The 15,401-nt window shown below is 71.3% G+C and carries 17 protein-coding genes; 6 read left to right on the forward strand and 11 right to left on the reverse strand.

Annotation, left to right across the window (positions count from 1 at the left end; all coding sequences use genetic code 11):
• Positions 1-3: 3 nt before the first annotated feature.
• The 3 genes from AC1ROW_RS04930 to AC1ROW_RS04940 all read right to left on the reverse strand — a co-directional run bounded on the left by AC1ROW_RS04930 (position 4) and on the right by AC1ROW_RS04940 (position 2,847).
• A complete protein-coding gene (locus tag AC1ROW_RS04930; RefSeq protein WP_493017721.1) occupies positions 4-930 on the reverse strand; it encodes an NADP-dependent oxidoreductase in 927 nt (308 codons plus the stop codon).
• A gap of 68 nt (positions 931-998) precedes the next feature.
• Complete coding sequence (locus AC1ROW_RS04935) at positions 999-2,027, reverse strand: 6-phosphofructokinase (protein ID WP_493017722.1); 1,029 nt, start codon at positions 2,025-2,027, stop codon at positions 999-1,001.
• Between the two features lie 199 nt (positions 2,028-2,226).
• Positions 2,227-2,847 carry a CYTH domain-containing protein gene (locus AC1ROW_RS04940; RefSeq protein ID WP_493017723.1) on the reverse strand — a complete coding sequence of 207 codons (621 nt, stop codon included), beginning with the start codon at positions 2,845-2,847 and terminating at the stop codon, positions 2,227-2,229.
• 75 nt (positions 2,848-2,922) lie between these two features.
• Between AC1ROW_RS04940 and AC1ROW_RS04945 the strand changes: the two genes are divergently transcribed.
• Positions 2,923-3,318 carry a DUF3224 domain-containing protein gene (locus tag AC1ROW_RS04945; protein ID WP_493017724.1) on the forward strand — a complete coding sequence of 132 codons (396 nt, stop codon included), beginning with the start codon at positions 2,923-2,925 and terminating at the stop codon, positions 3,316-3,318.
• Positions 3,319-3,493: 175 nt separating this feature from the next.
• The gene (locus tag AC1ROW_RS04950) at positions 3,494-3,685 is read left to right on the forward strand and encodes a hypothetical protein (RefSeq protein ID WP_493017725.1); all 192 of its coding nucleotides are present in this window, start codon (positions 3,494-3,496) and stop codon (positions 3,683-3,685) included.
• A gap of 20 nt (positions 3,686-3,705) precedes the next feature.
• On the opposite strand, the gene AC1ROW_RS04955 is transcribed toward AC1ROW_RS04950, so the two are convergent.
• From AC1ROW_RS04955 to AC1ROW_RS04965, 3 genes are all read right to left on the reverse strand, one after another.
• Positions 3,706-5,928, reverse strand: coding sequence for a DEAD/DEAH box helicase (locus AC1ROW_RS04955; protein WP_493017726.1), 2,223 nt, complete (start codon positions 5,926-5,928; stop codon positions 3,706-3,708).
• Positions 5,929-6,098: 170 nt separating this feature from the next.
• Positions 6,099-6,434 (reverse strand): DUF6804 family protein, encoded by a 336-nt coding sequence (locus AC1ROW_RS04960; RefSeq protein ID WP_493017727.1) that lies wholly within the window; start codon positions 6,432-6,434, stop codon positions 6,099-6,101.
• A 110-nt stretch (positions 6,435-6,544) separates the two neighbouring features.
• A complete protein-coding gene (locus tag AC1ROW_RS04965; RefSeq protein WP_493017728.1) occupies positions 6,545-6,973 on the reverse strand; it encodes an RbsD/FucU family protein in 429 nt (142 codons plus the stop codon).
• A 162-nt stretch (positions 6,974-7,135) separates the two neighbouring features.
• Between AC1ROW_RS04965 and AC1ROW_RS04970 the strand changes: the two genes are divergently transcribed.
• From AC1ROW_RS04970 to AC1ROW_RS04980, 3 genes are read left to right on the forward strand one after another with little or no spacing between them, the layout of a single operon-like run.
• A complete protein-coding gene (locus AC1ROW_RS04970) occupies positions 7,136-7,414 on the forward strand; it encodes a metal-sensitive transcriptional regulator (protein WP_185277937.1) in 279 nt (92 codons plus the stop codon).
• A gap of 1 nt (position 7,415) precedes the next feature.
• Positions 7,416-7,943 (forward strand): O-acetyl-ADP-ribose deacetylase, encoded by a 528-nt coding sequence (locus AC1ROW_RS04975; protein WP_493017729.1) that lies wholly within the window; start codon positions 7,416-7,418, stop codon positions 7,941-7,943.
• Positions 7,940-9,301, forward strand: coding sequence for a M20/M25/M40 family metallo-hydrolase (locus AC1ROW_RS04980; RefSeq protein WP_493017730.1), 1,362 nt, complete (start codon positions 7,940-7,942; stop codon positions 9,299-9,301). The genes AC1ROW_RS04975 and AC1ROW_RS04980 overlap by 4 nt, the downstream gene beginning before the upstream one ends.
• A gap of 4 nt (positions 9,302-9,305) precedes the next feature.
• Here AC1ROW_RS04980 and AC1ROW_RS04985 read toward each other — a convergent pair whose 3' ends face one another.
• Genes AC1ROW_RS04985 through AC1ROW_RS05005 form a run of 5 tightly spaced genes read right to left on the reverse strand, consistent with a single transcriptional unit; the run spans position 9,306 to position 14,352 of the window.
• Positions 9,306-9,899 (reverse strand): SGNH/GDSL hydrolase family protein, encoded by a 594-nt coding sequence (locus AC1ROW_RS04985; RefSeq protein ID WP_493017731.1) that lies wholly within the window; start codon positions 9,897-9,899, stop codon positions 9,306-9,308.
• Between the two features lie 58 nt (positions 9,900-9,957).
• The gene (locus AC1ROW_RS04990; RefSeq protein WP_493017732.1) at positions 9,958-10,818 is read right to left on the reverse strand and encodes an aldehyde dehydrogenase family protein; all 861 of its coding nucleotides are present in this window, start codon (positions 10,816-10,818) and stop codon (positions 9,958-9,960) included.
• The gene (locus AC1ROW_RS04995; RefSeq protein WP_493017733.1) at positions 10,815-12,326 is read right to left on the reverse strand and encodes an aldehyde dehydrogenase family protein; all 1,512 of its coding nucleotides are present in this window, start codon (positions 12,324-12,326) and stop codon (positions 10,815-10,817) included. Before AC1ROW_RS04995 ends, AC1ROW_RS04990 begins: the two co-directional genes overlap by 4 nt.
• A 17-nt stretch (positions 12,327-12,343) precedes the next feature.
• A complete protein-coding gene (gene deoC / locus AC1ROW_RS05000; protein ID WP_493017734.1) occupies positions 12,344-13,384 on the reverse strand; it encodes a deoxyribose-phosphate aldolase in 1,041 nt (346 codons plus the stop codon).
• Positions 13,381-14,352 carry a sugar-binding transcriptional regulator gene (locus AC1ROW_RS05005; protein WP_493017735.1) on the reverse strand — a complete coding sequence of 324 codons (972 nt, stop codon included), beginning with the start codon at positions 14,350-14,352 and terminating at the stop codon, positions 13,381-13,383. The genes deoC and AC1ROW_RS05005 overlap by 4 nt, the downstream gene beginning before the upstream one ends.
• Positions 14,353-14,432: 80 nt before the next feature.
• On the opposite strand from AC1ROW_RS05005, the gene AC1ROW_RS05010 reads away from it, so the two are divergent.
• Positions 14,433-15,383 carry an ROK family protein gene (locus AC1ROW_RS05010; protein WP_493017736.1) on the forward strand — a complete coding sequence of 317 codons (951 nt, stop codon included), beginning with the start codon at positions 14,433-14,435 and terminating at the stop codon, positions 15,381-15,383.
• The last annotated feature ends 18 nt before the right edge of the window (positions 15,384-15,401 follow it).

Genomic DNA, 15,401 nt, shown 5'->3' on the forward strand with positions numbered 1-15,401 from the left:
CGCTCAGTCGGTGACGATCACGATCTTCCCGCGGACGTGGCCGGCCTCAAGCCGACCGTACGCCTCGACGGTGCGCTCGATCGGGAAGATCGAGTCGATCGGCAGCACCAGCTCGTTCTGCGCGAGCAGTTCGGCCAGTTCCGCCAGTTCGGCGTTGCCCGCCGCACGGCCGCCGACCGTGCGGGCGCCGCGCGCGGCGGGACCGAACGCGGCGATGGTGTTGATCCGCTCCGGAGGGACGCCGAGCTCGATCGCGGCGTCGATGGTGTCCGGCCCGTGGTTGTCGAGGACCGCCGTCACGCGCTGCCCGTCGTCCAGGACCTCCCGCACACGGTCCGCCAGACCGTCCCCGTAGGCGACCGGGATGATCCCCAGCGTCTCCAGGAAGTCGTGGTTCTCCTCGCTCGCCGTGCCGACGACGGCGGCGCCGCAGCGGATCGCGAGCTGTGCCGCCAGCACCCCGACCCCGCCGGCCGCCGCGCTCACCAGCACCGTGTCGGTCTCGCCGAGGTCGAGGGAGGCCGCGGTCGCCATCGCGGTGCGCCCGACCACGCCGAGCGATCCGGCCACCTCGAAGGTGAGCGGGTCCGGCTTCTCGACGATCTGCCCGTCCTCGGCGACCACGACGAAGTCCGCGAGCGCGGCGAAGGGCGCAGTGCCGAGTACGGCCTGGCCGAGCCCGAAGCGCTCGGCGCCCTCGCCGCGCTCCTCCACGAAGCCGGCGAAGTCCTGGCCCATTCCGCTCGGCAGCGTCACACCCATCCGGGCGGCCGCCTGCTCGCTGCGGTACGCCTTGTAGTCCATCGGGTTGAGGCCCGCGGCCATCACCCGCACCAGCACTTGTCCGGGCCCGGGCCACGGTCGCTCCCGCTCGACGAGGTGAAGGAAGTCGCGCGAGCCGAATTCCTCGAGCTGGACGAATCTGGGCACCTTCGGGCTCCTTCCGCTCATACGGTGGAGCCTAACCCCGGTCCCCGGAGGAAGGGAGGGGCGGCCGGTCAGCCGAAGAGCAACGCCGCCTCCTCGTAACGCGCCGGCGGCACTGTCTTGAGGCCGCCGGTCGCGTCGGCGATCGACACGTTCACCACGTCGGTGCCGCGCAGCGACACCATCGAGCCCCAGCGGCCCTCGTAGGCCGCGTCGACCGCCGCCATGCCGAGCCGGGTGGCGAGCACGCGGTCGTAGGCGCTCGGCACGCCGCCGCGCTGCATGTGGCCGAGGACGGTCGCCCGCGACTCGATGCCGGTGCGTTCCTCGATCATCGGGGCCAGCATCTCGCCGATCCCGCCGAGGCGCGGCCGGTTGAAAGCGTCGAGGCCCTTGTGCGAGTGCGCCTCCTCCATGGTGTCGAGGTGGAAGCCCTCTGACACGACGATGACCGGTGCGCGGCCGCGGTCGCGCACAGACTCCACCCACTCGCAGATCTGATCGATGGACTTCGGCTGCTCCGGGATGAGGATGGCGTGCGCGCCGCCGGCCATCCCGGAGTGCAGAGCGATCCAGCCGACGTGGCGGCCCATGACCTCCACGACCATGCAGCGCTGGTGCGACTCGGCGGTGGTGCGGAGCCGGTCGATGGCCTCGGTCGCGATCTCCACCGCGGTGTCGAAGCCGAACGAGTAGTCGGTGGCGGCGAGGTCGTTGTCGATGGTCTTCGGCACGCCGACGATCCGCAGGCCGGCGTCGGTGAGCCGGCGGGCGGCCGTGAGCGTGCCCTCGCCGCCGATCGCGATGATGGCGTCGATGCCGTTCTCGTCCATCATCCGCTGGATGTTCTCGGGGCCGCCCTTGTCGCCCTCGAACGGGTTGGTACGGCTGGAGCCGAGGATGGTGCCGCCCTGGCGCGAGAGGCCGCGGACACTGTGCCGGTCGAGCGGCATGATGTCGCCCTCGACCACACCACGCCAGCCGTAGCGGAAGCCGGCGAACTCGGACCCGTACACACGGTCGCCCTTGAGGACCGCGCCGCGGATGACCGCGTTCAGTCCGGGACAGTCGCCGCCGCTGGTCAGGATGCCGATCTTCATGCTGCTCTCTTTCTCGTTGCGCCCCTGAGCATCATGCCCGAGGGACACCGGAGCACCAAAATCCCGCCGCGCCCGGGCCGATCAGAGGCATCATGCCCGAGGGATACCGGAGCACCAAAATCCCGCCGCGCCCGGGCCGATCAGAGGCATCATGCCCGAGGGACACCGAAGCACCAAAATCCCGCCGACGCGGACCGGTTCAGAGGCCGAGCGCGCGCTGCAGCTTGGACGAACTCGCTGAAGGCCGGGCGCCGGCCGCCAGCAGCTCCGCCTCGATGCCGTCGAGCAGAGCGGTGCGGCCCTCGCGCGAATCCGGAGCGCCGCTGAGCAGCTCGACCTCCCACTCCCGCCAGGCGTCGCTCGTGCCGGTCTGCAGGTTCTCGCCGCGGACGTGGTCGTCGCACAGCTCGGCGAGCTCGAAGCCCGCCGCGTCCTTGAGGAGGGTGGTGTCGCGGCTGTTGGTCACTCGCGCGACCGGGATCAGGACGCCGTCGCCGAGCTGCTCGCGGATGGTCTCCAGCAGTTCGGCCGGCGGCTCCTGGCCGTCGCCGAGCGGCCAGTGCAGCTCGGGACGCCCTTCGTCGGTCGGCGGCAGCTTGAGGTGCCAGCCTTCGTCGGACCCGCCGCGCCGCGCGCGCACCGCGACACGCTGCCGGGCGAGCCGCAACTCGGTCGTGTCGTAGTAGGTCGCCACCAGTTCGGCGGTCTCGGGCCCGGTCTCGACGGCGATCGCTCCGACGCCGACGAGCTGGGGTGGGCGGAGGTCGCCGTCCACGTCGTACTTGCGCTCGATCTCGAGCTGGGTATGGTGCTGCGCCATGTCCCCTGTCTAGTCCACTTCCGCGCTGTCGCGAAATTGCACGATGTGTGCGGACGCGCTCGTTAGGCTCCGGGCATGGACAACTCCACCATCGTCACCGCCCGCTTCGACGTCACCGGCTGGGACCCGGAGGAGCTGCCCGGCATTCCGGGCGACTGGCTCGGCGCGGTCGTGATGCGCAAGGCCTACACGGAGGGCCTGGTCGGCGAGTCCGTCGCGCACTTCGTGTCGTCCGGGACGGAGGAGGGCGGCCGTGGCTACCTCGCGGCCGAGCGGATCACCGGCACGCTCCCGGACGGCCGCTCCGGCTCGTTCACGGTCCACCACGGCGCCCTGCAGCATCCCGACGACCCGTCCGCCTTCGGCTACATCGTCCCCGGCACCGGCACGGGCGACTTCTCCGGCTTCGCCGGCTCCGCGCGCATCCGCCACGACGCCCTCGGCGCGTACTTCGAGTTCGCGCTGACCTGAGCCCGCGCGACATTCGGCACGAATCGTCGCTTTCGCCGCGCCAGAGCCGCGATTCGGCACGAATAGCGGTCTGGCGATTCGGCACGAATCGTCGCTTTCGCCGCCGCAGAGCCGCGATTCGGCACGAATCACGGAGGCTCTCGTGCGCCGTCGGCGGGCGCGGTAACCTCGGTGCATGAGCGAGACGGACCGCAGCCGGGAGGACGACGACGACTTCCTCGAGGCGCAGGAGGGCGACTACGAGCCCACCGACGTCATCCGCGACGAGGACGACCTGCCGGTGGACGACGACGAGGACGACGACCGGATCCTGCCGGACGACGAGCGTCCGGTGCCGCTCGATCCGGACGACGCCGAGATCGCCTGACACGGTTCCCACCCGCGCGGCTACGCCTCCAGCGCGTCCTCCAGCAGGTTGATCAGCGCGTCCAGCTGCACCGAGTCGGCCGAGCCGATCTCCACATCGCTGCCGTCGAGCGCGCGAGCAGCCAGGCCCTGCTTGGCGTCGATCAGCTCCGCGATCTTGGAGTCGATGGTCTGCGCCGCGATGATCCGCCACGCCGTGACCGGCTCGTCCTGGCCGATGCGGTGCACGCGGTCGATCGCCTGGGTCTGCTCGGCGGCCGTCCAGGAGAGCTCTGCGAGCACGACGTTCGATGCGGCCTGGAGGTTGAGGCCGACGCCCGCCGCAGTGAGCGAGCAGACCGCGACCGCGACCTCCGGGTCGTTGTTGAAGGCGTCGATCTCCTTCTGGCGCGCGAGCGCGGACTGGTCGCCGCGGATCGAGATGGTCTTGAGGTCGCGGGCGGCGAAGGCCTCCTCCGCCGCGTCCATCACGTCGATGTGCTTGGCGAAGAACACCACCTTGCCCACCGACCGCGCGAGCTGCGCGGTGTAGTCGGAGGCCAGGCCGGCCTTCGCCTGACCGATCTTGCGGACCATCGTGAAGACGTTGTCGCCGGTCCTGGCCGACTTCGACTCCTCCAGCTCGGACTGCGCGACGAGCCGGATGAGGTGCTTGCGGTGCGCCTCGTCGTCGCCGTCGAACGAGTCCGGCCGGCCCGCGGCCGCGGCGCGGTGGAAGCGCGCGACGAGCCGGGCGGCCAGCTCCTTCTCGGCCTGCTTGATCGAGCGGCCGAGGTCGTCGTCCAACTCGACCGGCAGATCCACCACCCGGCGGCTCGGGAGGTCGGCGGCCACGTCCACCTTGCGGCGGCGGACGATGCCCAGGTCGATGACGGACTCACGGGCGGCGGCGTAGAAGCCGAAGTCGGCCGGGGTGAGGCCGGTCTCCTCCAGGCTCTCCATCAGCTCGGCGGTCGGCTTGTTGCCGTCGATCCAGCCGAGGAACTGCCAGATCGCCTTGAAGTCGTCGATGTCGTTGATCAGCGGCGTGCCGGTGAGCGCGATGAGCAGCGGGTCCGCCGCCTTCTCGCGGATCGCCTCGGCCAGCCCCAGTACGAGCCGGGAGCGCTGGGAGTGCAAGTTCTTGATGAAGTGCGCCTCGTCGACCACCATGCCCTGGAAGCCGAGCGTGCTGAGCCAGGACAGGTGCCGGTCGAGCACCTCGTAGTTGACGATGACGACGTCGGCGAACGCGTCCAGGCCCTCGCCGTCGCCATGGATGACGGTGGCGCGGCGGTGCGGCGTCCAGCGCTCGACCTCGCGCGCCCAGTTCATCTTGACGACGTTCGGCACGACCGCGAGCAGCGGGTAGGCGCCGGCGACCGACGCGGCGAGGACGGACTGCGCGGTCTTGCCGAGGCCGGGCTCGTCGGCGAGCAGGAAGCGGCGGTGCCCCTGGCGCACACTCTCGATGAACCGCGACTGGTGGTGCATGAGCTCCAGCCCCTGCGGCGAGTAGCGGTCGATCTTCGGAGCAGGCGGGAGCTCCATGCTCGCGGCCTGGCCTCCCGCGCCGTACTCGAACGACTTGAACAGCGGGCCGAGCAGCTCCCACGAGTCCAGGCGGCGGCGCGGCGAGGGGGCGGCGGCGGTGCTCTTACTGAAGTCGGGCGCGAGGAACGGGTTGGAGAGCTGGCGCGCCTTCACCGAGGCGGGCACGACCTGCTTCTGTGCGAGCTCCGGCGGGATGACGCTCTCAGGCGCGATCACGCGCTCGACCGTGATGATCAGGTCGTCCGGGCTGAGCTCGGTGCCGGACTCCAGCAGCCAGTCGCGCCGGATCTTCTGCGCGGTCGCGGTGGGCGGCGCCTCGCTCTCGAGCAGCGAGATGAGCGAGGTGTCGCGGGCGGCGGTCTTGGCCAGGATGGTGGCGATGCCGTCCAGCCGCTTGAGCTGCTCGGCGCGCGCGGCGTCGCTCAGCTCGGTGTCAGCCTTGGCTCGGGCGCGCTCCTCGCGCATGAGGAAGGCGATGACCTGGAACTTGGTGCGGTTCGTCGGGCCGAGCTTCTTGCCGTCGGCGGCTTTGGCCTCCACCTCGCGCACCTTGCGCGCGAGCACGGGGATGAGCCCGTCGTTGTTGGCGTGGCGGTTGCGGCGCTGCGGCTGCGAGGAGGCGCGCTGCGACGCACCTTGGCCGGACGTGCGCTTCTCCGTGCGCTGACCCGACGTGCGCTGACTTGACGTGCGCTGACCCGAACGAGACATGGTCCTCCAGTGGATGCGTCGCGCGCTGACAGCGGACGCGACGCCATTTGGCGTGAGGGCCGGCGCGGCGGCGGGGAGCGGAACCGAGTGGTCCACTCCGAGCATCGCAGAACGCCGGGCGCACGACGCAGGACGGCCGTGCAACCGTCATTTTACCGTATCGGGACGGGTCAGCGGCGTGTGTCGGCCGGAATCTTGATCAGGAGTCCCGCGGCGACGAACACGGCGGCCGCGGCGAGGCTCAGCAGCGGCAGCGCCGGCGTGAGGCCGCGGATCGGGAAGATCGGGTTCCAGAGCACCGCGATCGGGATCAGTCCGGCCAGCCACCAGCGGCTCTTCGCCTGCCAGGAGAACACGCAGAGGATGAGCGCCAGGATGCAGACCGCGTACTCGACGTAGGTGTACCAGTCCGCGAACGCGAGCCCGAAGAGCAGCACCAGCGCGCCGAGGATGCCGGGCGCCAGGGCGGCGCGGTTGTAGGCGGGCGGCTGCGGGGTGTAGGGCACCCTGCAACTCTAGGCGACCGGCCGGCGCGCGATCCGCGTGGACCGGACAGCCCGCGTCCCCGGGGCGGGACCGGGCCCCGGGGATACGGACCGCTGCCGCCGGTCCCGCCTCAGAGAGCGCCGCGCCGGAACAGGAACGCGCACGGGGGCGCGTCCGATCCGACCCGGACGATCACCGCGGAGTCCCGCGCCAGTCCGACGAACGGCTCGAGTTCGAGCCGGCTCATCGGGATGCGACGGAGTTCCGCGTCGGAGGCGATGCCGTTGACGGCGAAGGCGACATCGGGGACTTCGTAGGGCTCGCCTGCGAGGTCGAGGAAGACGATCGGTGACGGGTTGGTGGTGTCGAGTGGAAAAACACTGAGGATCGCTTCGGCGGCGGCTTCAGTGGTGACGTCCTCCCCCAGGTGGACGATGGGCGCGGTGAGTGCTTCTTCGGGATAGCCGCTGCCGACAAGCGTGAGCGTGTCGCCGTCGTGCATGGAATCCAGTGCGCGCAGGAGCGCGCCGGACAGCAGCGGGCTGAGGTTCTTCAGCAAAGTCGGGCCTTTCCTGTAAAACGAATATTTCTCAACCCCTGCTAGGGAGGATAGACGCTGCAGTATGTCCTCCCATACCCCCCAATAGGGGGTCTGATGCGCAGCGGATTCTTTGGTCGATACCAGGGCGGGGTATCGGGTTTCCGCGGTATCCTGGGAGACGTGATCGCAGACATCAAGAAGCGGGCGCTGCACCGCACGCGCATCCTCGAGGGGCAGCTGCGCGGCCTCGAGAAGATGATCGAGAACGAGGACTACTGCGTCGACATCATCACCCAGTCGCTCGCCATCCAGAAGTCGCTCGGCTCGCTCAACAAGCTGCTCGTCGAGAACCACCTCAAAACCCACGTCTCCACCATGTTCGAGGAGGGCGGGGACCAGCGCGACGACGCCATCCTCGAGCTCCTGAAGGTGTACGAGCTCTCGAACAACCGGGGCTGACGTGACGGACCCCATCGAGATCGTCCGCGGCGACATCACCGAGCAGACCGTGGACGCTCTGGTCAACGCGGCCAACAGCTCCCTGCTGGGGGGCGGCGGCGTCGACGGAGCCATCCACCGCCGCGGCGGCCCCGCCATCCTGGCCGCCTGCCGCGAGCTGCGCGCCACCACCCTGCCCGACGGGTTGCCGACGGGTCAGGCCGTCGCGACGACCGCCGGAGACCTCCCCGCGCAGTGGGTGATCCACACCGTCGGCCCGGTCTGGGCGAAGCGCGAGGACCGCACCCCCGACCTGCAGAACGCCTACCGGTCGTCGCTGCGCGTCGCCCGCGAACTGGGCGCCGCGACCGTCGCCTTTCCCGCCGTGTCCGCCGGGATCTACGGCTGGCCGATGGAGGACGCGGCGCGGATCGCGGTCAGCACGGTGCGAGCGGTGCTGTCGTCGGGCGTCGGCTCCGTCGAGCTGGTGCGCTTCGTGCTGTTCAGCGACGACGCGGCGGCGGCGTTCCGCGCGGCGGCCGGCGAGTGAGCGACCCCGTCCCGCTCGACGCCGCCCACCTCGACGCCGACGCCGCCGTAGAGCGCTTCCGCACGCTGCTGCGCATCCCGACCGTGTCCCGCAGCGCCGTCGAGGAGACCGACTGGGCGGCGTTCGACGCCTTCGTGGCGACCCTGCCCGGGCTGTACCCGCGCGTGCACGCCGTCCTCCAGCGCGAGCTGCACGGCCACTCCCTGCTGTACCGGTGGCCCGGCGCGGGCGACGGCGCCCCGACCGTCCTGATGGCGCACTACGACGTCGTCCCCGCCACCGCCGACGGCTGGGAGCACCCGCCGTTCGGCGCCGAGCTCACCGGTTCCGACGACGACCGGGTGCTCTGGAGCCGCGGCACGCTGGACGACAAGGGGGCGCTCGTCGCCATCCTGGAGGCGGTGGAGGGGCTGCTCGCCGCCGGCCACACCCCCGCGGCGGACGTGTACCTCAGCTTCGGCCACGACGAGGAGACGGTCGGCTCCGGCGCGCAGGCCATCGTCGCCGCCCTCGCCGCCCGCGGCGTCCGGCCGGCCCTGGTGCTGGACGAGGGCGGGGCCGTGGTGGAAGGCGTCTTCCCCGGCGTGGCCGAGCCCATCGCGGTGGTCGGCGTGAGCGAGAAAGGCATCACGAGCGTCCGGCTGACGGTGGAGCAGCAGGGCGGCCACGCCTCCACCCCGCCGAGGATGACGGCGACCGTGCGACTGGCGCGCGCGGTCACGCGGCTGAACGCCCGACCGTTCCCCGCCCGCCTCACCGAGACGAACCTCCAGATGGTGGAGACGCTCGGCGCACACGCGACCGGGCCGCTGCGCGCGGTCTTCACGCGGGCGCGCCGGCTGAAGCCGGTGCTGGTCCCGGTGCTCGGCCGGCTGAGCGACGAGACGCGGGCGATGGTCCGCACGACGACCGCGGTCACGCAGCTCAGCGGCAGCCTCGCCGCCAACGCGCTGCCGGAGACCGCGACGGCGGTGCTCAACGTGCGCATCGCGGTCGGGTCGAGCGTCGCCGAGACCGTCGCCCACCTCCGCCGCGCGATCCGCGACCCGCTGGTGCGCATCGAGACGATCGACCCGGCGGAGCCCTCCCCGGTCTCACCCACGAACGGACCGGAATGGGACGCGGTGGCGAATGCCGTCTCGGCTGTGCACCCGTCCGCGGTGGTGACGCCGTACATCATGCTCGCCGCGAGCGACGGCCGCCACTTCACCGCAATCAGCGACGCGGTGTACCGGTTCACACCGTTCGAGATGAGTGGTGACGAACGCGGGACGCTGCACGCCCGGAACGAGCGGATCCACGTGGCGACGTGGCTGCGGGGAATCCGGTTCTACGAAGAGCTGCTGCGGGGGCGGTAGCGCCCTACGCCGCCCCACCCAGGTCCGGCAGCTGGATCGCCCGGCTGCTCGGCGGCAGCTGCCGCGCCCGCTCCAGCCCGGGCACCAGCTCCCCCAGCCATGCCCGGTACCCTTCCGCGTTGAGGTGGAGGCGGTCGTCGGTGTATGCCGGGTTGAGCTCGCCGTCCTCCAGGGCCAGCGCCGGCCAGAGGTCGAGCCAGGCTGCGTGGACCGTTGGGGCGAACTGCCAGAGGTGGCGGTTGATGTCGCGGATCTGGTCGGCGAACTCGTGGCCGCGCGGCATCACCGACTGCACGAGGATGCGCACCTCGGGCAGCTCCTTGCGGAGCGTGACCAGGATGGTCTCGATGTTGCGCACGACGTGCTCGACCGAGCGGCGCCAGGCCAGGTCGTTGGTGCCGATCAGGAGCGCGATCAGGGCCGGCTGCGCCGCCACCACGTCGCCCAGGCGGGCGAGCACGTCGTCGGAGGTGTCCCCCGCGACGCCGAGGTTGACGACGTCCTCGCCGGGCAGCCAGGCCGCCCAGTCGCCGCCCTGGGTCAGGCTGTCGCCGACCAGGACGAGCGGTCCGTGCCCCGATCCCCACCCGTCGCTCATCCTCCCATCCTCCCTCAGATCACGGGAGGTCGGAAGGGTGCCGTCCACCGCAGGGCGGTTACAGCAGCGACTTGGTGTGCCAGACCGTCTTCGTCTCGGTGAAGAACGCGATGCGGTCGAGCGACGGCGCGGCGGCGTCCGGACCGTTCTCCGGGGTGAGGACGCGCTTCAGCGTGTCCGCCGCGGCGATCTGGAGGTCCACCCATTCCAGCGCGCCCGCGCCCACCAGGTCGAGCGCGTTGACGTCGGCGTGGGAGGCCAGCCACGGGGCGATCTCCGCCGGCGAGCCGGTGAGGATGTTGACCACGCCTCCCGGCACGTCGCTCGTCGCCAGCACCTCGCTCAGGCTGATCGCCGACAGCGGGAAGCGCTCGCTCGCCACGACGACGACCGTGTTGCCCGCGACCAGCGCGGGGGCGACAGCGCTGACGAAGCCGAGCAGGCTGGAGTCCTGCGGGGCGATGATCGCGACGACGCCGGTCGGCTCCGGCACCGAGATGTTGAAGTAGGGGCCCGCGACCGGGTTGGCGTTGCCCGCCACCTGGGCGAACTTGTCGGCCCAGCCGGCGTACCAGACCCAGCGGTCGATCGCCTCGTCCACCTGGGCGCCCGCGACGGCGGTCGAGACACCCTCCGAGGACACGATCTCGTCCACGAACTGGGCCCGGCGGCCCTCCATCAGCTCGGCGATCCGGTAGAGCACCTGGCCGCGATTGTAGGCGGTCGCGCCGGCCCAGCCGGACAGCGCGCCGCGCGCGGCGACGACCGCGTCACGGGCGTCCTTGCGGGAGGCCTTGGCGGCGTTGGCCAGGAACGCGCCCTTCGCGGAGGCGACCTCGTACGTGCGGCCGGACTCGGAGCGCGGGAACTTCCCGCCGATGTAGAGCTTGTAGGTCTTCGGCACGGCCAGGCGGCTCATTTCGTCGCTCCCTTGCGGGTCGTGGTGCGGGTGGAGGTGCTGGAGGCGGTGACCGCCGCGGCGGGCAGCGAGCGCCCGGGCACCAGGTACGCGCCGAGGCCGTGACGGCCGCCCTCGCGGCCGTAACCGGACTCCTTGTAACCGCCGAACGGGCTGGCAGGGTCGAACCGGTTGAAGGTGTTCGCCCAGACCACACCCGCGCGGAGCTTGTCGGCGACGGCCAGGATACGGCTGCCCTTGTCGGTCCAGATGCCGGCCGAGAGACCGTACGGGGTGTTGTTCGCCTTGGCGATCGCCTCCGCCGGGGTGCGGAAGGTGAGCACCGACAGCACCGGTCCGAAGATCTCCTCGCGGGCGATCCGGTGGCTGGTCGACACGTTGTCGAAGATGGTCGGGGCGAACCAGAAGCCGTTCTCCGGGATCGCACACTCGGCCGTCCAGCGGTCGGCGCCCTCGGCCTCCCCGATGTCGGAGAGCTCGCGGATGCGCTGCAGCTGCTCGGCGCTGTTGATCGCGCCGATGTCGGTGTTCTTGTCGAGCGGGTCGCCGAGGCGCAGCGTGGAGAGGCGGCGCTTCAGGCGCTCAACGACCTCGTCGTGGACGCTCTCCTGCACCAGCAGGCGGCTGCCGGCGCAGCAGACGTGGCCCTGGTTGAAGAAGATGCCGTTGACGATGCCCTCGATGGCCTGGTCGATCGGCGCGTCGTCGAAGACGATGTTCGCGGCCTTGCCGCCGAGCTCCAGCGTGAGCTTCTTCTCGGTGCCGGCCACCGAGCGCGCGATCTCGCGGCCGACGGCGGTGGACCCGGTGAAGGCGACCTTGTTGACGTCCGGGTGGGCGACCAGCTCGCGGCCGGTCTCCCCGGCGCCGGTGACGATGTTGACGACGCCGGCGGGGAGGTCGGCCTGCTGCACGATCTCGGCGAACAGCAGCGCGGTCAGCGGGGTGGTCTCCGCGGGCTTCAGGACGACGGTGTTGCCCGCCGCGAGGGCCGGCGCGATCTTCCACGCCAGCATGAGCAGCGGGAAGTTCCACGGGATGACCTGGGCGGCGACGCCGAGGGCGCGGGGAGCTGGGCCGAGGCCGGCGTGCTCCAGCTTGTCGGCCCAGCCGGCGTAGTAGAAGAACCAGGCGGCGACCAGGGGGATGTCGACGTCGCGGCTCTCCTTGATCGGCTTGCCGTTGTCGAGGCTCTCGGCCACGGCCAGCTCGCGGGCGCGCTCCTGGATGAGGCGGGCGATGCGGAACAGGTACTTGCCGCGGTCGCTGCCGCTCATCCGCGACCACACGCGGTCGTAGGCGCGGCGGGCGGCGGCCACGGCACGGTCGACGTCGGCGGAGTCGGCGGTCGCGATGGTCGCGATGCGCTCCTCCGTCGCCGGGGAGATGGTCTGGAACGGCGTGCCGTGCCCGTCGACGAACTCGCCGTCGATGAAGAGGCCGTACTGGTCGCGCAGGTTGAGGATCGCGCGCGACTCGGGGGCCGGGGCGTACTCGAGGAAGCTCATGGTGGTGTCGTCCCGTCTCAGTCGATCGTCACGTAGTCGGCGCCGGAGTAGTGCCCGGTGTGCAGCTTCTGCCGCTGCAGCAGCACGTCATTGAGGAGGCTGGAGGCGCCGAACCGGAACAGGTGCGGCTGCAGCCAGTGCTCGCCCACGGTCTCGGCGACCGTCACGAGGTACTTGATGGCGTCCTTCGACGAGCGGATGCCGCCCGCCGGCTTCACGCCGATCTCCTCGCCGGTCAGCCGGTGCCAGTCGCGAACGACCTCCAGCATCAGCAGCGTCACCGGGAGGGTCGCGGCGGGCGAGACCTTTCCGGTGGAGGTCTTGATGAAGTCGGCGCCGGCGAGGATGCTCAGCCAGGACGCGCGGCGCACGTTGTCGTAGGTGTTCAGCTCGCCGGTCTCCAGGATGACCTTGAGGTGGGCGTAGCTGCCGTCGTCGCGGCGGCAGGCCTCCTTGACGGCCACGATCTCGTCGAAGACGAGTCCGTAGCGTCCGGAGAGGAAGGCGCCGCGGTCGATGACCATGTCGATCTCGTCCGCGCCGGCCGCGACCGCGTCGGCCGTGTCGGCGAGCTTGACCGGGAGGGACGCGCGACCGGACGGGAAGGCCGTGGCAACGGCGGCGACGTTGATGCCGCCGTGCTGCCCGGTCTCGCGGGCGACGCGGCCGGCGTGGGAGGCGCCGAGCGCCTCGACCGCGTAGGGCACCATGTCGCCATAGACGCAGACCGCCGCGGGCCGCGGTGCGGTCAGGTCGCTGGGGTCCGGCGTGAGGGCCTTGGCGACGAGCGAGCGCACCTTGCCGGGCGTGTCCGCGCCCTCCAGCGTGGTCAGGTCGATGAGCTCGATGATCTTGTCGAGCGCCCAGGCCTTGCTGGTGGTCTTGATGGAGCGGGTGCCGAGACCGGCCGCGCGCTGCTCCAGCCCGACGGCGTCCACGCCGGGGATGCCGCCGAGGTAGCGCCGCAGCGACCCCTCGGTGAGGTCGCCGCCCAGCACCTCGACGGCGCGGGCCGCCGGCGCGAGCGTGCGCACGGGCGGTGTCGTTTCGATGGTCATGACGTCTGCTTTCTCATGTTCGGCGCGCGGCCGAGGAGGTCGTTGGCGGTCGACTCGTCGGTGATCAGGGTGGTGCACAGGCCGCTCGCGACGACCGCGTGGGCGATGCCGTGCTTGGCCTCCCCCGCGATGACGGCGATGGCGGTGCCGGCGTTGCGGAGCTCGTCCAGGCTGAGGCCGAGGGTGCGGCCGTCGAGCTCGGGGTCGGCGACCTGCCCGGCCTCGTCGATGAAGCGGCCGACCACGTCGCCGACGGCGCCCTTGGCCGCCAGGGCGAGCACGTCCTCCGGCGAGAGGTAGCCGGAGTCGACGTGGACCGAGCTGGTGTCGACCACGCCCGCGCTGAACAGGTAGGCGTTGGCGCTGCGCGCGAGCTCCAGCACGGACTGTACGGACCGGTCGGCCTCGATGGCGCGGCGGGTGGCGGCATGCTCGAAGATCGCCGGGCTCGGCAGCAGGGTCGCCGTTCCCTGGGCTTTGCGGGCCATCACCACCGCGGTGTCGGCGGCGGCCGTGGCCTGACGGGTACTCGAGACGCTGCCGTTGATCTGGACCGGGTTCACGCCCACGGCCCAGCCCGGGCGCAGCCGCGCGGCGACGGCGTGGAGGGTGCGGCCCCAGCTCACCCCGAGGGTGCGCGGAACGGGCCGCAGGGTGGTGAGGTAGTCGGCCGCGGCCTGCGCGACACGGGCCTGCACGTCGGCGTCGGACTCGGCGGCGGGGACGACGACCGCGTCGTCCAGCCCGTAGAAGCCGCACAGTTCGCGCTCCAGCGAGAACTTCCGGGCGCTCGGGTGGACGATCTCGATGCGCACGAAGCCGTGCTCGCGCGCCGCCACCAGGAGCCGTCCGACTTTCCAGCGGGAGACGTTGAGGGCGACGCCGATCTCGTCCTGGGTCTTGCCGGCTTCGTAGTACAGCTCTGCGGCTTTGACGGCGAGGATCTCGTCGGTATCGTTCAGGGCCACGCGTCAAGTTTAGGTTGGTGTGCAACGGTTGCGCGTTCGTTGCTCAAATGAGCGGGGGCGGTTTCGTTTATCGTTGGCTCGTGTCTGCCACTCCCCTCGCACTCGCCGTCGACTTCGGCGGAACCAAGGTCGAAGCCGCCCTCGTGGACGCGGACGGCGTCCTCCTCCCCGGCTCCCGCCACCGCCTCCCGACCGGCCGCACGGCGACGGTCGCCGACCTGGAGACCTCCGTCGGCGGTGTCGTGCGCGACGCGGCCGCCGCTCTCCCGGACGGCGCAACGATCGTCGGCGTCGGGATCGGCTGCGCCGGCCCGATCGACCGCAGGCGCGGGCTCGTCTCTCCGTTGAACGTGCCGGACTGGCGCGACTACCCGCTCCGCGACTTCATCGGCTCGGTCGTCGCCTCCCTCGGCCTCGACGTGCCGGTGACGCTGGAGATGGACGGTGTCGCCATCACGATGGCCGAGCACTGGGTGGGCGCGGCGCAGGGCGTCGACAACGTGATGGGGATGGTGATCTCGACAGGCATCGGCGGCGGCCTGATCGTCGACGGCCGGGTCATCACCGGCCCGACGGGGAACGCCGGACATATCGGGCATGTGGAGGTCGGCGCCACCCGGGGTGAGGACACCTTCGGCGCCCCCTACGCTCTGGAGGCAATCGCCTCCGGTCCGCACACCGTCGCCTGGGCGCGCGGCGAGGGCTTCACCGGTGACACGGGCGAGGAGCTGGCCGCCGCGTACGCCGCCGGCGACGAGATCGCCGTGGCGGCGATCACCCGCACCGGCCGCGCCGTGGGCCACGCCATCGCCTCCGCGACCGCGCTGCTCGACCTGGAGCTGGTCGCGATCGGCGGCGGCTTCTCGCACTCCACGCCCGACCTGTTCACGCACATGCGCGAGGTGATCGAGGCGCACTACTTCCCGTTCGTCCGCAAGGTGCGGATCGTCCCGAGCGCCCTCTCCTCCGAGGGCCCGCTCATCGGAGCGGCGGCCCTCATCCACCGCGCCGCGATGCTGCCGGCCCTCTAGCCGCCGAGTACGCGAGAA

This window comes from Leifsonia sp. GW821-FHT13C09 (genome assembly GCF_058806435.1).

What these genes read in the sequence shown, in the direction of transcription:
- deoC (WP_493017734.1), bottom strand. Translation starts at nt 13,384, where the DNA reads ATGACCATCGAAACGACACCGCCCGTGCGCACGCTCGCGCCGGCGGCC.
- AC1ROW_RS04995 (WP_493017733.1), bottom strand. Translation starts at nt 12,326, where the DNA reads ATGAGCTTCCTCGAGTACGCCCCGGCCCCCGAGTCGCGCGCGATCCTC.
- AC1ROW_RS04945 (WP_493017724.1), top strand. Translation starts at nt 2,923, where the DNA reads ATGGACAACTCCACCATCGTCACCGCCCGCTTCGACGTCACCGGCTGG.
- AC1ROW_RS04940 (WP_493017723.1), bottom strand. Translation starts at nt 2,847, where the DNA reads ATGGCGCAGCACCATACCCAGCTCGAGATCGAGCGCAAGTACGACGTG.
- AC1ROW_RS04955 (WP_493017726.1), bottom strand. Translation starts at nt 5,928, where the DNA reads ATGTCTCGTTCGGGTCAGCGCACGTCAAGTCAGCGCACGTCGGGTCAG.
- AC1ROW_RS04950 (WP_493017725.1), top strand. Translation starts at nt 3,494, where the DNA reads ATGAGCGAGACGGACCGCAGCCGGGAGGACGACGACGACTTCCTCGAG.
- AC1ROW_RS04990 (WP_493017732.1), bottom strand. Translation starts at nt 10,818, where the DNA reads ATGAGCCGCCTGGCCGTGCCGAAGACCTACAAGCTCTACATCGGCGGG.
- AC1ROW_RS04935 (WP_493017722.1), bottom strand. Translation starts at nt 2,027, where the DNA reads ATGAAGATCGGCATCCTGACCAGCGGCGGCGACTGTCCCGGACTGAAC.
- AC1ROW_RS04985 (WP_493017731.1), bottom strand. Translation starts at nt 9,899, where the DNA reads ATGAGCGACGGGTGGGGATCGGGGCACGGACCGCTCGTCCTGGTCGGC.